Raw genomic sequence first — 15,068 nt, 5'->3', positions numbered from 1 at the left:
AATATCATGTTTAAAAAATTTATACTTTTCTTTGTTCTGCTGGCAGGTAGTGTTACTGCCTTTGCCCAGGATTTTCCGCCCAAACCGGCTGCGCTTATAACGGATTATACCAACACGCTATCTCCCGGCGACCAGCAATTGCTGGAAAATAAACTGGTAGCTTTTGACGATACATCCTCTACACAGATCGCTATTGTGCTGATGAAATCAGTCGGCGATTATGATATAGATCAATACGCCGCGGCGCTTGGGCGTAAGTGGGGCATAGGGCAAAAGGGAAACAACAATGGTTTGCTGATACTGGCAGCCATGGATCAGCATAAGGTAACCATCCAGGTTGGTTATGGGTTGGAAGGTGCTGTGCCAGATGTAATTACTCATGTTATTATCCAAAATGATATTACCCCGCGGTTTAAACAAGGTGATTATTATGGAGGATTAAATTCAGCTGTGGATGATTTGATCAAATACAGCAAAGGTGAGTTTAAAGCTGCTGAAAAGGCACAGCATCGCCATGATAACGGCGGTGGCAGTGCGGGAATAATCGTCTTCATCATTATAATTTTCATCTTGATCATTATCTTTCGTAATCGTGGCGGCGGCGGGGGCCAGATCATTGGTGGTCGCGGTGGTGCGAGCCCGTTCTGGTGGTTCTTAGCAGGCGATATGTTAGGGAATGCAGGTCGCGGCGGCGGCGGCTGGGGCGGCGGCGGAGGAGGTGACTCCGGCGGCGGAGGAGGATTCGGAGGTTTCGGCGGCGGCGATTTCGGCGGCGGCGGCAGCAGTGGCAGCTGGTAGTTATTTATTTAGTGAATGAGTGATTGTTTTAATGAGTGATTGTTTGAACATTAAATGATTTATCTTCGCCCGAAAGTAAATCACTTATTCAATCATAAAAAATCACTCAATGGATCTCACCTGGAAATTACTTGATTCCCATTATATACACAAAGGCCCATGGGCTACTTTGCGCACTGACAAATGCGAAATGCCCGACGGGCGTATTGTAGACGACTATTACGTACTTGAATACCCAAACTGGGTAAATGCCGTAGCCATAACCGAAGACAACAAAATACTGATGGTGCGCCAATACCGCCATGCGGCAGGCATAGTTTCCTTAGAGATTCCCGGTGGTGTTATTGATGGTGATGAAAAGCCGGAAGCCGCCATGCTTCGTGAATTGCTGGAAGAAACAGGCTATCAGTTCACTGATATTGAATTAATTGCTACAGTTTATGCCAACCCGTCTACCGCAAACAACCATACTTATTGTTACTTAGCTAGAGGTGGCAAAAAAATACAAGGTCAAAGCCTGGATGAGCATGAAGAACTAATTGTAGAAGAATGCACTATCGCCGAAGTAAAACAACTCTTAGCGGATAATAAAATACCACAAGCGCTACATTGTACCGGGTTGTATTATGGGTTGATGAAGTTGGGTGAATTGTAGTGGAATTTACTCCCCGCGTCATTGCGATGTACGAAGCAATCTTTATACTATATATAACAAATCGCAGAAATACCTTTGGTATCTCTGACGCTAAGTCGTCCTTCTTTTTCCGAAAAAGAAAGTGACCAAAGAAAACTCCCGGCTGCGCCTGCTTCTATGAAAGTTAGTGCCAATTGTTCTGTTGTGCTACCCGAACCAGACGATGCCGGTTTTTGCGTTTAACGAAGGGGTTGTACTTAAGCGTTGCTTATAAACAAAAAAGGCGCAATCTCTTGCGCCTCTATATTTTAAATTCCAAAATCGAATATCCGAAATCCGAATTACTACGACATCTTCAACTTCTTCTGAATATCAGCTACGTAGCCTTTAAATTTTTTATCGGTATCGATTAAATCCTCTACAGTTTGACACGCATAAATCACGGTTGAGTGATCGCGGCCGCCGAAGAAATGGCCAATTGATTTTAATGAGCTTTTGGTGTGTGCCTTAGCCAGGTACATGGATATTTGCCTGGCCTGTACAATTTCGCGCTTGCGGGTTTGTGATTTCACCATATCGATTGGTACTTCAAAATACTCGCAAACTAAATTCTGTATGTACTCCATCGAAATTTCTTTCGATGAATTTTTTACAAAGTTTTTCAACATTTGCTTGGCCAGGTTCAAATCTATCTCCTTACGGTTCAGGGTTGATTGGGCTAGTAAGGATACCATGGCGCCTTCCAGCTCACGTACGTTGTTATCAATGTTGTGGGCAACGTATTCTACCACATCGTTTGATAACTCGATACCGTCCTGATAGATCTTGTTTTTCAGGATCGCCATACGGGTTTCCAGGTCAGGGATCTGCAAATCGGCAGAAAGTCCCCATTTGAACCTTGAAAGCAAACGCTCTTCTAAACCAGCCAGATCCTTAGGCGCTTTATCTGAAGTAATGATCAGTTGCTTGCCTGATTGATGCAGGTGGTTAAATATATGGAAGAAGAAATCCTGTGTTTTTTCTTTACCGGCAAAGTTGTGCACATCATCCATAATCAGCACATCAATCGCCTGGTAAAAATTCACAAAATCATTAATGTTATTGTGTTTAAGGGCGTCAACAAATTGCTGGGTGAATTTCTCGCATGATACATAAAGCACCAGCTTATCAGGCAATGTTTGTTTTATCTGATTACCAATGGCTTGTGCCAAGTGGGTTTTACCCAAACCAACGCCACCGTATATCATTAATGGGTTAAATGAAGTGCCGCCCGGTTTTGCAGCAACAGCATAACCTGCAGAGCGCGCTAAACGGTTACAATCGCCTTCAATAAAGTTTTCAAAGGTGTAATTGCGGTTTAATTGCGGGTCAACATTCAGCTTTTTAAGTCCGGGAATTACAAACGGGTTCTTAATATCCTTATTAATAGAAATAGGGATCGGCATGGATTGATTTTTGGATTCCGCTCCGTTTCCGTTTGAAGGCATATTAGTTGTATATGGTTTGCTTGCAGACGACTGTTCAACTACAATGTTATACTCTAAACGCCCGTCGTCGCCTAATTGTTTTTTTATGGTTTTACGCAACAGCCCAACATAATGTTCTTCAAGCCATTCGTAAAAGAACAAACTTGGTACCTGTATGGTCAATACACTACCTTCCATCCGCAAAGCTTTTATCGGCTCAAACCAAGTTTTAAAACTTTGAGCCGGTATGTTATCTTTTATGATCTGGAGACAGCTATTCCAAACGTTAGTACAAGTTTTTTCCATATAAATTATTATAAAAAGTTGATTTCCAACCCCCAGTGAACCATCCTTTGAGGCTGCTACGGAACATCGAATATTCTAAAAAAAAGCGGATAAAAAAATTAAATTTTAACTTTTTTATGAAATAAATACACGATTATTTAACCTCATTTTTATTGTAAATTCAACTTAAATGAGTATACTTCGTATCAAATATGGGGTGATATTCTTTTTACGAAAGTTTTTTTGCTTTTAATTATGCCTTCAATAAATCCGGTAAAATGCATTGCGCATTTTCACCCATTACTACGTTTTAAATGGCCGATGGTTTGGCGAATTTTCTCATTAAATTTTAATCTGATGCTAATGAGCGAAATAAAATTAAAATAGCTAAAATGCCTTTAATATTCGCCAAAAATGCTACGAAGTATATCCGAAATCTCGCCGAGCGTGGCGTAACATTCAACTGCTGTGAGGATATAGGGCATTAGATTCTCTTTGCCAGTGGCTACCTGCTTTAATTGTTGCAGGGCTTTGTCAACAGCGGAATTATTCCTGCTGTTTTTTAACAATACTAATTTCTCGATCTGATGCTTTCTGATCGAATCATCAACCCTGAAAACATTAGTTTGCGCTGGTTCTTGCTGCGTGAATTTATTTACGCCGACAATAATCAGGTCGCCGCTTTCGATATCGTTTTGATATTGGTAGGCTGATGAGGCGATCTCCTGCTGCATATAATCCTGTTCAATTGCTTTTACCGATCCGCCCATGGCATCTATTTTATCTATATAAACTTGCGCAGCTTTTTCCATTTCGTCAGTCAGCGATTCGATAAAGAAAGAGCCCGCCAATGGATCAACCGTATCGGTAACGCCACTTTCAAACGCGATGATCTGTTGGGTTCGCAAGGCTATCTTCGCAGCAGCTTCAGTAGGTAAAGATAATGCCTCATCATAACCATTGGTATGCAATGACTGTGTTCCGCCCAATACAGCTGCCAAAGCCTGGTTGCTTACGCGAACAATATTATTCATGGGTTGCTGAGCGGTAAGGGTTGAACCGCCGGTTTGGCTATGGAACCTTAATTTCTGTGCACCAGGATCTGTTGCACCCAGCTCTTTAGTAATATGTGCCCACATCCGCCTGGCTGCCCTGAATTTAGCTATCTCTTCGAAAAAATTATTATGACAGTTGAAGAAAAACGAAAGCCGTTTGGCGAATATATTAATGTCAAGCCCTTTGGTTAAAGCTGCCTTTAAATAGGTTTTACCGTTCGCAAGGGTAAAAGCTAATTCCTGTACTGCCGTTGATCCCGCTTCGCGGATGTGGTAACCTGATATGGATATAGTATTCCATTTTGGTACTTCCTTGCTGCAATATTCAAACACATCGGTTATTAATCGCATAGATGATTCAGGGGGATATATATAGGTACCACGCGCGGCATATTCCTTTAATATATCGTTTTGTATAGTTCCTGAAATCTGCTTCAGGTCAGCACCCTGTTTTTTTGCCAGTGCGATATACATGCATAACAATATAGCCGCCGTAGCATTAATAGTCATGCTGGTGGTTATATTTCTTAGTTCGATACCATCAAACAGGATCTCAATATCCTTTAATGAATCGATAGCTACTCCGACTTTACCAACTTCACCCTCGGCTAATTCATGATCAGAGTCATAACCGATCTGTGTAGGCAGATCGAATGCTACCGACAAGCCCATAGTACCCTGGCTCAGTAAATAATGGTAACGTTTGTTTGATTCTTCAGCAGTTGAAAAGCCGGCATACTGGCGCATGGTCCACGGTTTGCCGCGGTACATATCTTTTTGGATGCCGCGGGTGTAAGGGAATTCGCCAGGCAGTTCATTCATTGCGGATGGCCCTGTGTATACTTCCTTTATCTCAATTCCGGATGTGGTCGTAATTTTTTTATCGGGCATTGCGCTTAAAATAATTGTTCGATGTCTTTACGGATCAGTTCAGCGCCAATCTCGTAGGGATCGTTCTCTAACTGGCTTAGCGAAACCAATATCGCTTTACCGTATTCGAGTCCGGTTGCATTCTCCGGTAAACTTTTAAGGGTATTGGTCGCAATATTCAGCGTGTCATCTTTAACGCGTTTGGTAACACCCCAAGCCCTGCTGGTAACATATATTTGCTGCGTGATGTTATGCTGATACTCATTTCTAACCTCGCTTATAATGATCCCATGGAGTTCGGCAGCGGAATAGCTGCCGGCATTAAGCCTCACCAGCATATTTTGCGGGTTGATGCGTTCCATAAATAATACGATTCGTTCGTAGGCCTGTAAACGTAATGGCAGCGTATGATTAGCAACCGATTTTTTAAATTCTAGCATTTGGATGCGTTCAGATTTATCCAGGTAGGGTTTTACAAGGTAAAAAGCTATCCATACCACCCCCAGGCCTGCAACAGTATATTTTACAATATCTAACAAATAAGAATACATCACCATACGAATTGAATGTTATGCAGAGGTCATAAATAATTGGCTCTGCAACAAAAATCTGCATTTTACATTATATTTGTGTAGTTAATTAAAAATAAGATGAGTACTGTTGTTGAAACCGCACCGGTTACCTTTACTGAAGGCGCCGTTAAAGAATTGAAGAAACTGAAAGATCAGCAAGAATTGGGTGATGATTTTGGCCTGCGCATAGGTGTTGAAGGCGGCGGCTGCTCGGGTATGAGCTACGTTTTAGGCTTCGACCAGCAAAAAGACGGCGACCATATTTATTACATTAATGATATAAAAACATTTATGCACAAAGCGCACGGTTTATACCTTGCCGGCATGCAGATTGATTTCTCCGATGGCTTAAACGCCCGCGGGTTTACGTTTAACAACCCGAATGCCGCGAGCACTTGCGGTTGCGGTACCTCGTTCTCAGTATAAATCTGAACCTTGATTAAATGGACTTAACGATTTTCCTTATATTTAAAAAGCTTACGAAATTAATTCGTGAGCTTTTTTGTTTGAAATTATAATTGATATTTAAACTTACTAAGTCTTCAGTTTGGGAGATCTTTACTCCGCCGCAGGCAAACTCAAATAAAATGTTGTGCCTACCCCTTGTGTGGTTTCAAACCAAACCTTACCACCGGCATTTTCAATAGAGTTCTTCACGAAGGCCAAACCAAGCCCGGTACCTGAGCTTTTGGTAGTAAAGTTTGGCTCGAAGATCTTTTCGCGCATGTTTTCGGGAATGCCGTTGCCGTTATCTTTTAAACTAAGGAGTATGCTTTTAGCGCTGATGAGGTAATTAATGTCAATGATCCCTAACTTATCCTGTTGTGCTGCTTCGATGGCGTTTTTTAGCAGGTTGTTAAAGCAGCGGAGTATCTGGTCACGGTCGGCGTTGATAATGAATGGCTCGGCCGGGGCTTCGTAATTTATTTTGATGTTATCCATATGGTTAAAAATGGTAACAGCCTGGCTTAGCATATCAAAAATATTCATCCGCTCCAAACGGGTATCAGGCATTTTAGCAAATGATGAAAACTCGGAAGCGATTGATGATAAACTCTCAATTTGCTCCACAAATGATTTACTAAAGCGTTCAAATTTCGCATCGAACTTAGGGTCTTTATCACGCCATGATTTTTCGAGTAATTGCAAACCCAATTTTAATGGGGTTAGCGGATTTTTGATCTCGTGCGCTACCTGCTTGGCCATTTCGCGCCATGCGCTTTCACGTTCGGATTGAGCCAGTTTCTGGGCACTATTTTCCAAAGCCGAGATCATCTTATTGTATTCATTTACCAATGCGCCAATTTCATCATCGCGTTCCCATTTAATGGGTTCATTCTTTCTACCGTAGATGATCTTGCTTAAATTTAACTGCATAAAGCTAAGCGGCGCAGTTATTTGGCGGGCTATGATCACCGCAAATAAACCTACCACAATAAATATCAACGCGTAAACATTGATCATGATGTTCAATAAGGAGATGATCCGCGCATCGTAATCTGCCTGTTTCGAGAAATAGGGTAGCTCCAGGTAAGCTACCGTTTGATTTTTATTGTTGATCAAAGGCGCGTAAGCCGCATTATAATGCAACTCGCCAATGGTTTCCTCGTTAACAAATTCCGATTTTTTAAATTTACTCAGGTATATAAATGCCCGTGCATTCATTCGCCTTAGTTGCAATCTGTCATCATATATTTTAGGCTGTGTGGTAATAATCGGAACGCCGTTCCTGTCATACAAAACAAGGTCTGTTGAGTAAGTGCTGGCTAATTCGTCAAAGTTAACCTGGCTTTCATCGTTTATGTTACCTAAATATTTATCAAACAAGCCACTCTCAAATGCCGTAGTAATATGGGTTATTTTATCACGGATCATGTTTTCCTGCTGTTCGTCGTATTGTGTGCTTAAAGACAGGAAGGTAATAAAGCCTACAAATATCAGCGTAATAACAACTGCGGCTACAATGGAAAACTGGATACGTGTTTTATAGAGGATTTTTTCAAAATTTATCTTAAATATCCATCTCAAGCTATCCTCGCTAATGCTTAATATTTTTATCCGTAACCAAAGCCAGCGTATAGAAATAACTACTAAGCTGAATAAGAGCAACAGGATAAAAAAGAATGTAAGCGATGATACATTGTAAAAAAACGTATTCTCCTCTTTACTTACCACAATTAATGTACGATCACTTGGCTGATACAATAAATGGCTGTAGGTGATCAGGCTCTTATACCATTCAGGGTAGCTGCTTTGTGTGGTGGTAATGGTGTATTTTTTCAATGAGCCTTTAAAGGCGGTATTTACGAGGTCGTAACTATAAGTACCGCTTTTGCTTACCAGCTTATTATCGATATAAAAAGCAAATGAGTAATTTTTAAAGCGGTTATCATCCTGGATAGTGCCATCCTTTAACAAGTCGGGAAAAGAACCGGAAGGCTGCAATGGTTTTGATTTTAGTTCGACAACGATTGTACCTAATACTTTTCCACCCTGCGTAACAGGTAATATGGCAAAGTAATTTTGAAAACCGAAAGACTCGTTTTCACGGTAAAAATAGTTTGATACTTTAAAAGAACTATATAGCACCAAGTCTTTAAAAACATTCAGCGTATAGTTTTTATCGCTGGCTATGGGTTGCCCGGCCTCGTTAAAAACGTGAATATTATAGGCGTACTTTGATAAGTATCCATCAAAATACAGCTTTTGAAACCGGTTTTTAAGGTTGGCATAATGCAGGCTATCATTAAGGCCGGAAACTATCAGCGGATCTTTTATGATCTGTTTTTCTACCTGGTTAAAAATAATATCAGCTACAATATCATCTGGCGCTATTAATTTTTGGATTAGTGCTACACGTGTTTTGGCTTCATTACGTGTTTCTACATGCTGATACTTGGCAAATGCAATCAACGCAAAAACAAACACAATAATAATAAAGCTGGTTGAATCTACCTTGCCATCATTGTGTTTGTAAGCATATGCTCTTATAAACACGGGTATAGCCAGGAAAACATAAAACAAATTGAACCCGTAATAAAAAATGGTAGTAACCAGTGTGGCAATCACTATCCCCGATAAAAATATAACAGCCTTTTGCTTATCAGGAACGGATAATTTGTTTATTAGAAATAGATAAGTTTCGTTGGTTAAAAATAAGATCAGGAAACAAAAACACAGCATTAACAAGCCAAGGAGGCTTAAACGCGACAGGTTGAATACATTGTATACATCAAAGCTGATTTTAGCATTTGCTATTAACCCATAAAACAGATTAAGCAGCAGCGTTGATATTAAAATAATAGCAATAGTTAATACTATAAAAATAGCGTAACTCTTCTTTCTGCCTTTAACCGTTATTCTTAAAGAGCGGCGCTGATTGTAAATGAAGCCTGCAAACCAAGAAAGAAACAATATATTCAGGCAAAAATCGCCTAAAGACAGATGTGAATATCCCGGAGCGTAAATAGATGAGTTGAAGATCTCTAAAGTATAGATAAAATCGGGCCAGTGGTAACACAGTGAAATGAAACGCACAATTATAATAAACAAAGCAAGTATGGCCAGCGCTGCATAAACCTGCCCCTTATTTACAAAATACTTACATATGGCGTGTATTAAAACACATAGTGTTAAAAAAGTTAGCAGCCAGGCTATCAACTCAAAATAAAAAAATTGGTGATTAACCTGGTTATGAGTAAGCTTAACCGAAAAAAGGTACTGATTATTAAAACTGCTGTGGATGCCGTAAACGTTGCTATCTGTAAAATCGGCTATGTCGATATTGCTATCATTCAGCATGTTTTTTGCAAACCTGTTTTGCAAATACTGATTTTGAAAAGGGTAGTTTACCTTAACTTCGATATAAAATACTGCTGAAAAGTTACCCTGGCTTTTTTTTATGGCTTCGTAATATCCGTTTGACGCAGATATAAAAGATACCCCCTCTTTAATTTGTTTATTCGGCTCAGGCACTACTTTTACCCCGCTCCAAAAGCTTACAGTATCATTAGTATAGGTTATAACCCATATACTTTTGCCCTGTGTATAATCGGTGATGAACTTTAGCGCTTCGGTGGGATGATCCTGTAAGGTTTTTAGATTATTAAAATCTGCCCGATTATTTATGAGTATGGCTACCTCTTTCTCCTTTTGCTGCAGGTTGTCTTCCAGCGTTTTAGCTGTTTGATCGAGATTATTTACCGGTGTATAGGTACTTTGAACAATGGATGCCGTAAACAGTAAACTGGCAAACAATAAAGCTAACAATAAACGTATCTTTCCGGATGTGCTCAAAACGCCTGTTTTCAATAAGGTAAAATTACATTTACAAACACCTGTATGCTACAGATGTTTGTAATATTATTGCGGTATTTCTGCGCTCTCGGTAGGAATTTGCCTGTTTACTTTTTTAACAAGGCCTTGCAACACGCTTCCGGGGCCAACTTCTGTAAAATGTGTGGCACCGTCTTCCAGCATATGCATTACAGTTTGAGTCCACCTAACCGGGCCGGTGAGCTGTGCGATCAGGTTATGTTTTATCTTTTCAGGATCAATATATGGTTTGGCATCAATGTTTTGGTAGATAGGGCACATCGGCGCTCTAATTTCGGTATGAACAATGGCATGTTCCAGTTCAACCCTCGCAGCTTCCATTAACGGTGAATGAAACGCGCCACCAACATTAAGCTTTAATGCACGTTTTGCACCGGCAGCAGTCATTAGTTCGCAAGCTTCATCAACTCCTGCAATCGTACCGGAAATTACCAACTGTCCGGGACAGTTATAATTTGCCGGAACTACAATATTGCTGATTCGGTGGCAAATATCCTCAACCGTAAAATCATCCAAACCTAAAATTGCCGCCATGGTTGATGGCTGTATCTCGCAGGCTTTTTGCATAGCATTGGCACGTGCCGCTACTAAACGTAACCCATCCTCAAATGATAATGCACCTGCAGCTACCAAGGCGGAAAATTCGCCTAAAGAGTGACCGGCAACCATTTCGGGTTTAAAATCATCTCCCAAAACTTTGGCTAAAATAACCGAATGCAAAAATATGGCAGGTTGGGTAACATTGGTTTGTTTAAGGCCTTCGTCGGTACCTTCGAACATAATTTCAGTTATCCTAAAATCTAAAATTTCGTTAGCTTTTTCAAATAATTCACGGGCTTCGGCTGATCTTTCGTAAAGGTCCTTACCCATTCCAACAAACTGGGCACCCTGCCCCGGGAAAATATATGCTTTCATGTTTTTGGTTGATTGGTTTTATTGGTTGATTAAGTTAAGTAGTTAATTGAGTTAAAACTACGCATTAATTAACCACTTAACTTAACTTAGCTGAGATCAAATTTAAAAATTCTGTCCTTGTTTTTTCGTTTAAAAAAGCACCTGTAAACGCCGATGTTGTGGTAACCGAGTTTTGCTTTTGTACGCCACGCATACTCATGCACAAGTGGCGGCACTCTATTACTATCCCAACGCCAAGCGGGTTCAGGGTGCCCTGTATGCAATCTCTTATTTCATTGGTTAAACGTTCCTGTACTTGTAAACGGCGGGCAAATACATCAACCACACGGGGGATTTTACTCAAGCCCACTACATGCCCGTTGGGGATGTAAGCAACGTGCGCTTTACCAAAAAATGGTAGCATGTGATGCTCGCACATCGAATATACTTCAATATCCTTTACAATTACCATCTGGCTGTATTCCTCCTTAAACATAGCCGACTGCAATATTTCCTTAGCATCAAGGTCGTATCCCTGTGTAAGATATAGCATGGCTTTAGCCATACGTTCGGGGGTTTTTACTAAACCTTCGCGCTCAGGTTTTTCGCCGATGTGCTTTAATACATCAAGGTAATTTGCCGATAAGCTGTTAATGAGTTCAGGATTGTACCTGTCAATTTTTACATATCCTTTGATATCGTCCTCACGATCAGGAATGTTGTTTTCGTTAATCATTGCGGTAGGTTAGCCGCCGAAATATTCAGCGGAATTATTTTCGGTTTCGTATAATTTAACGGAATGTAGAAACACACCTTTGTGAGCCTCTATAGGGCCTTTCAATTGCTTGAAGATCTCAATACAAAGCAACTCGGTCGATGCCATTTTACCGGCCATAAAGTCAACATCCTTATTAATGTTTTTATGATCAAGTTTTTCGATCACGTAATCATTAATAATTACTTTAAGATCTTTAAGATCGATTAAATAGCCGGTAGCGTGGGTAACTTCACCTTTAACCGTTACAAACAAGTTGTAATTGTGGCCATGCCAGTTTGGGTTGGCGCATTTGCCAAATACTTCATCGTTTTTTTCAGCGCTCCATTCCTCGCGGTACATCCTGTGGGCCGCATTAAAATGTTCTTTGCGTGTTATATGTATCATCATAACAATTGTGGGTGCAAATATACAAAACAAAAACAAGGCATATGTTTTATCTTAGCTGTCTAAAAAATATTTGACAATGCGGATATTAATTGTGGCAGCCACTTTATTTGAAGTGAAAGATTTGATTTCGGATTTAGGACTTTCAATTTCGGATTCCGGCCAACCGGAAATATATCGCTCTTCGCTATCGTCACAAGTTACGGTATTGATCACTGGTGCCGGAATGGTTGCGACATCATTCGCTTTAGGCAAACAGTTGGCAACAAATCAGTACGACCTCGCTATTAACTTAGGAATCGCAGGCAGTTTCGACCGCAGTATTAGTCTGGGTGACGTGGTAGAAATAACCGAAGATACCCTTGCTGAACTAGGTGCCGAGGATGACGAGGATTTCATTAGTATTGATGAATTAGGTTTCGGCCAGAGCGTTTTCAACTCAACCTACAAGCTATCCGCCCGTTTTGGACTGAGGAAAACAAATGCTATTACTGTAAATACCGTTCATGGCAACGAAGCCTCCATTTATAAATTAGGCAGCCGCATTAACGCCCAAATTGAGAGTATGGAAGGTGCAGCTTTTTTTTACGCCTGCCGGCAGGTGGGACTACCCGCTATGCAAATCAGGGCAGTGTCAAATTATGTAGAAAAACGCAACCGCGATGCCTGGCAAATAGGGCTAGCGATAAAAAATCTGAATACATTTGCCCTTGAATTTTTGGATTGGGGGCGAAGTGCGAAGAGCCGGTAGTGTGTATATTTTAACTGACAGCTCGCTCTCCGCTCCCGGAACTATAAAAAACTATGGAACTAACGCTCGGCTTTTCGCCATGCCCAAATGATACTTTTATTTTTGACGCGCTTATTCATCATAAGATCGATACTGAAGGTTTAACGTTTGATGTGTCCTACGATGACGTAGAAACGCTTAACCAAAAGGCTTTTCACGGCGATTTGGATATTACTAAGCTAAGCTATCATGCCTTTGCCTACGTAGCCGATCAATATGTGCTGCTGGATTCAGGCAGCGCGCTGGGTTTTGGTGTCGGGCCTATGCTGATCTGCAAAGGTGATCCTGAAAAATTGCGTGAGGAGTTATCAAAGCCAGGTACACAATTGAAGATCGGAATCCCCGGTAAATACACCACGGCTAATTTTTTGTTAGGTTTAGCTTTCCCCAATGCATTGAATAAAGAAGAGTTGGTTTTTTCGGATATTGAAAATGCAGTTTTAGAGGGCAGGGTAGATGTCGGACTGATCATACACGAGAACCGCTTCACCTACCAGGATAAAGGACTGAAAAAGATCATCGACCTGGGTGATTTTTGGGAAAAGGAAACTGGCTTAGCCATCCCGCTTGGCGGCATTGTTGCTAACCGTAGTTTACCGATAGATATTCAACATAAAATAAACAGGGTATTGCGACGCTCGGTTGAATATGCTTTTGCCAATCCAAAATCCGGACTGGAATTTATCCGTTCCCATGCCCAGGAAATGAGCGAGGAAGTGATGTACAAACATATCGACCTCTACGTAAACACATACTCCGTAGAATTAGGCGATGAAGGCAAAAAAGCCATTAAGCTTTTATTTGATACGGCAATTGAAAAGAATGTAATACCCGAGATTAAGGAGGAGTTGTTTTTGACTGGGATATAAATCAAACTTGTCATTCCGGGTAAAGCGAAGAATCTATGGAGCAAATGCCTATCGATAGATTCTTCGTTTCACTCGGAATGACAATAATTATCATAAAGCATTAATACAACAAATGATCATACGGATACCTCGCCGCATGTATCTCCACTACCATATCATACAACAGTTTCCTAAACTCGTCAATATTCTCCCGTTTAGTAGCCGAAATAAATATTGCCGGGCTATTATTCTTCGCCATCCAGCTGTGTTTAAAATCGTCGAGTGTCAATGGTTCAACTTCTTCCTCCGCATAATTTTTTATCGGTTGGTAAGCGTCAATTTTATTAAATAGTGTAATGGTTGGTTTATCAATCACTCCCAAATCCTTCAACGTTTCATTAACCGTCCTGATCTGATCTTCAAAGTTCGGATGCGAAACATCTACCACATGGATCAAAATATCAGCCTCGCGCACTTCATCCAATGTAGATTTAAAACACTCTATTAAATCATGAGGTAATTTGCGAATGAATCCAACCGTATCCGAAAGCAGGAAAGGCACATTCTCAATCACTACTTTCCTAACGGTGGTATCCAAAGTAGCGAACAACTTATTCTCCGCGAAAACATCCGATTTAGAGATCATATTCATGGTGGTGGATTTACCCACGTTGGTATAACCCACCAACGCCACCCGAACCATCGACACGCGGTTTTTGCGCTGGGTTTCGTTTTGCCGGTCTATTAGTTTTAGTCTTTCTTTTAACAACGAGATCTTTTCCAGGATCAAGCGTCTGTCCGTTTCAATCTGCGACTCACCCGGGCCACGCATACCGATACCACCTTTCTGGCGCTCTAAGTGAGTCCAAAGGCGTGTTAATCGTGGCAATAAATATTGCAGTTGCGCCAGCTCAACCTGGCTTTTAGCCTGGGCGGTTTGCGCGCGGCCTGCGAAAATATCCAATATCAGGTTATTACGATCAAGGATCTTAACCTGCAATTCATTCTCAATATTTCGCAATTGCGATGGTGTAAGCTCATCATCAAAAACAACAATATCGATTTCCTCTTCCTTAACAAATACCTTAATATCTTCTAACCTGCCTGCGCCTACAAATGTTGACCTATCCGGTTTTTGGAGTTTTTGAGTAAAAATTTTAACAGTCTCCGCCCCGGCGGTATCCACCAAAAATTGTAATTCCTCTAAATATTCTTTTGACTGCTCATCAGTTTCATATTGTTTAATCACCCCAACAAGTACAGCCCTTTCCTGCTTCACAGCAGTGTCATAAAATTTTTGCTTCATTAATTAATGTATATCAAAACAATTGCCAAGTTAAATTTAGATAAAATAATAAC

At 40.7% G+C, this 15,068-nt stretch carries 13 protein-coding genes; 5 read left to right on the top strand and 8 right to left on the bottom strand.

The window, feature by feature from the left end:
* The first annotated feature begins 6 nt into the window (after positions 1 to 6).
* Complete coding sequence (locus ACYZ0U_RS00220; protein WP_461448591.1) at positions 7 to 798, top strand: TPM domain-containing protein; 792 nt, start codon at positions 7 to 9, stop codon at positions 796 to 798.
* A gap of 109 nt (positions 799 to 907) precedes the next feature.
* Positions 908 to 1,453, top strand: coding sequence for an NUDIX hydrolase (locus ACYZ0U_RS00215; RefSeq protein ID WP_461448589.1), 546 nt, complete (start codon positions 908 to 910; stop codon positions 1,451 to 1,453).
* A 323-nt stretch (positions 1,454 to 1,776) separates the two neighbouring features.
* On the opposite strand, the gene dnaA is transcribed toward ACYZ0U_RS00215, so the two are convergent.
* From dnaA to ACYZ0U_RS00200, 3 genes are all read right to left on the bottom strand, one after another.
* Positions 1,777 to 3,204 (bottom strand): chromosomal replication initiator protein DnaA, encoded by a 1,428-nt coding sequence (gene dnaA, locus ACYZ0U_RS00210; protein ID WP_461448587.1) that lies wholly within the window; start codon positions 3,202 to 3,204, stop codon positions 1,777 to 1,779.
* A 377-nt stretch (positions 3,205 to 3,581) separates the two neighbouring features.
* Positions 3,582 to 5,129, bottom strand: coding sequence for an acyl-CoA mutase large subunit family protein (locus tag ACYZ0U_RS00205; RefSeq protein ID WP_461448585.1), 1,548 nt, complete (start codon positions 5,127 to 5,129; stop codon positions 3,582 to 3,584).
* 5 nt (positions 5,130 to 5,134) lie between these two features.
* Positions 5,135 to 5,665 carry a DUF7935 family protein gene (locus ACYZ0U_RS00200; protein WP_461448583.1) on the bottom strand — a complete coding sequence of 177 codons (531 nt, stop codon included), beginning with the start codon at positions 5,663 to 5,665 and terminating at the stop codon, positions 5,135 to 5,137.
* A 93-nt stretch (positions 5,666 to 5,758) separates the two neighbouring features.
* Between ACYZ0U_RS00200 and ACYZ0U_RS00195 the strand changes: the two genes are divergently transcribed.
* Positions 5,759 to 6,106 (top strand): HesB/IscA family protein, encoded by a 348-nt coding sequence (locus tag ACYZ0U_RS00195; RefSeq protein ID WP_461448581.1) that lies wholly within the window; start codon positions 5,759 to 5,761, stop codon positions 6,104 to 6,106.
* 132 nt (positions 6,107 to 6,238) lie between these two features.
* Here the strand turns inward: ACYZ0U_RS00195 and ACYZ0U_RS00190 are convergent, their stop codons facing one another.
* The 4 genes from ACYZ0U_RS00190 to ACYZ0U_RS00175 all read right to left on the bottom strand — a co-directional run bounded on the left by ACYZ0U_RS00190 (position 6,239) and on the right by ACYZ0U_RS00175 (position 12,071).
* A complete protein-coding gene (locus ACYZ0U_RS00190; protein ID WP_461448579.1) occupies positions 6,239 to 9,991 on the bottom strand; it encodes an ATP-binding protein in 3,753 nt (1,250 codons plus the stop codon).
* Positions 9,992 to 10,042: 51 nt separating this feature from the next.
* Complete coding sequence (gene fabD, locus ACYZ0U_RS00185; RefSeq protein ID WP_461448577.1) at positions 10,043 to 10,930, bottom strand: ACP S-malonyltransferase; 888 nt, start codon at positions 10,928 to 10,930, stop codon at positions 10,043 to 10,045.
* A gap of 76 nt (positions 10,931 to 11,006) precedes the next feature.
* On the bottom strand, positions 11,007 to 11,645 hold the full coding sequence (folE, locus tag ACYZ0U_RS00180; RefSeq protein ID WP_461448575.1) for a GTP cyclohydrolase I FolE: 639 nt from the start codon (positions 11,643 to 11,645) through the stop codon (positions 11,007 to 11,009).
* 9 nt (positions 11,646 to 11,654) lie between these two features.
* The gene (locus ACYZ0U_RS00175) at positions 11,655 to 12,071 is read right to left on the bottom strand and encodes a 6-pyruvoyl trahydropterin synthase family protein (RefSeq protein WP_461449978.1); all 417 of its coding nucleotides are present in this window, start codon (positions 12,069 to 12,071) and stop codon (positions 11,655 to 11,657) included.
* Between the two features lie 79 nt (positions 12,072 to 12,150).
* Here ACYZ0U_RS00175 and mqnB point away from each other — a divergent pair, with 79 nt between their 5' ends.
* Together mqnB and ACYZ0U_RS00165 are read left to right on the top strand one after the other, a co-directional pair.
* Positions 12,151 to 12,822: a futalosine hydrolase gene (gene mqnB, locus ACYZ0U_RS00170; RefSeq protein WP_461448573.1), complete on the top strand. Its 672-nt coding sequence runs from the start codon at positions 12,151 to 12,153 to the stop codon at positions 12,820 to 12,822.
* Positions 12,823 to 12,875: 53 nt separating this feature from the next.
* Entirely contained in the window at positions 12,876 to 13,730 is an 855-nt protein-coding gene (locus ACYZ0U_RS00165) for a menaquinone biosynthesis family protein (protein WP_461448571.1), read from the top strand.
* Between the two features lie 100 nt (positions 13,731 to 13,830).
* On the opposite strand, the gene hflX is transcribed toward ACYZ0U_RS00165, so the two are convergent.
* Positions 13,831 to 15,015, bottom strand: a complete 1,185-nt coding sequence (gene hflX, locus ACYZ0U_RS00160) for a GTPase HflX (protein ID WP_461448569.1) — start codon at positions 15,013 to 15,015, stop codon at positions 13,831 to 13,833.
* Positions 15,016 to 15,068: the final 53 nt, after the last annotated feature.

The organism is Mucilaginibacter sp., assembly GCF_965225845.1.
Lineage (GTDB): Bacteria > Bacteroidota > Bacteroidia > Sphingobacteriales > Sphingobacteriaceae > Mucilaginibacter.
This window is presented reverse-complemented; position numbering and strand designations above follow the sequence as displayed.

What these genes read in the sequence shown, in the direction of transcription:
- hflX (WP_461448569.1), bottom strand. Translation starts at nt 15,015, where the DNA reads ATGAAGCAAAAATTTTATGACACTGCTGTGAAGCAGGAAAGGGCTGTA.
- ACYZ0U_RS00215 (WP_461448589.1), top strand. Translation starts at nt 908, where the DNA reads ATGGATCTCACCTGGAAATTACTTGATTCCCATTATATACACAAAGGC.
- mqnB (WP_461448573.1), top strand. Translation starts at nt 12,151, where the DNA reads ATGCGGATATTAATTGTGGCAGCCACTTTATTTGAAGTGAAAGATTTG.
- fabD (WP_461448577.1), bottom strand. Translation starts at nt 10,930, where the DNA reads ATGAAAGCATATATTTTCCCGGGGCAGGGTGCCCAGTTTGTTGGAATG.
- ACYZ0U_RS00220 (WP_461448591.1), top strand. Translation starts at nt 7, where the DNA reads ATGTTTAAAAAATTTATACTTTTCTTTGTTCTGCTGGCAGGTAGTGTT.
- folE (WP_461448575.1), bottom strand. Translation starts at nt 11,645, where the DNA reads ATGATTAACGAAAACAACATTCCTGATCGTGAGGACGATATCAAAGGA.
- ACYZ0U_RS00175 (WP_461449978.1), bottom strand. Translation starts at nt 12,071, where the DNA reads ATGATACATATAACACGCAAAGAACATTTTAATGCGGCCCACAGGATG.
- ACYZ0U_RS00200 (WP_461448583.1), bottom strand. Translation starts at nt 5,665, where the DNA reads ATGGTGATGTATTCTTATTTGTTAGATATTGTAAAATATACTGTTGCA.
- ACYZ0U_RS00165 (WP_461448571.1), top strand. Translation starts at nt 12,876, where the DNA reads ATGGAACTAACGCTCGGCTTTTCGCCATGCCCAAATGATACTTTTATT.
- ACYZ0U_RS00205 (WP_461448585.1), bottom strand. Translation starts at nt 5,129, where the DNA reads ATGCCCGATAAAAAAATTACGACCACATCCGGAATTGAGATAAAGGAA.
- ACYZ0U_RS00195 (WP_461448581.1), top strand. Translation starts at nt 5,759, where the DNA reads ATGAGTACTGTTGTTGAAACCGCACCGGTTACCTTTACTGAAGGCGCC.
- dnaA (WP_461448587.1), bottom strand. Translation starts at nt 3,204, where the DNA reads ATGGAAAAAACTTGTACTAACGTTTGGAATAGCTGTCTCCAGATCATA.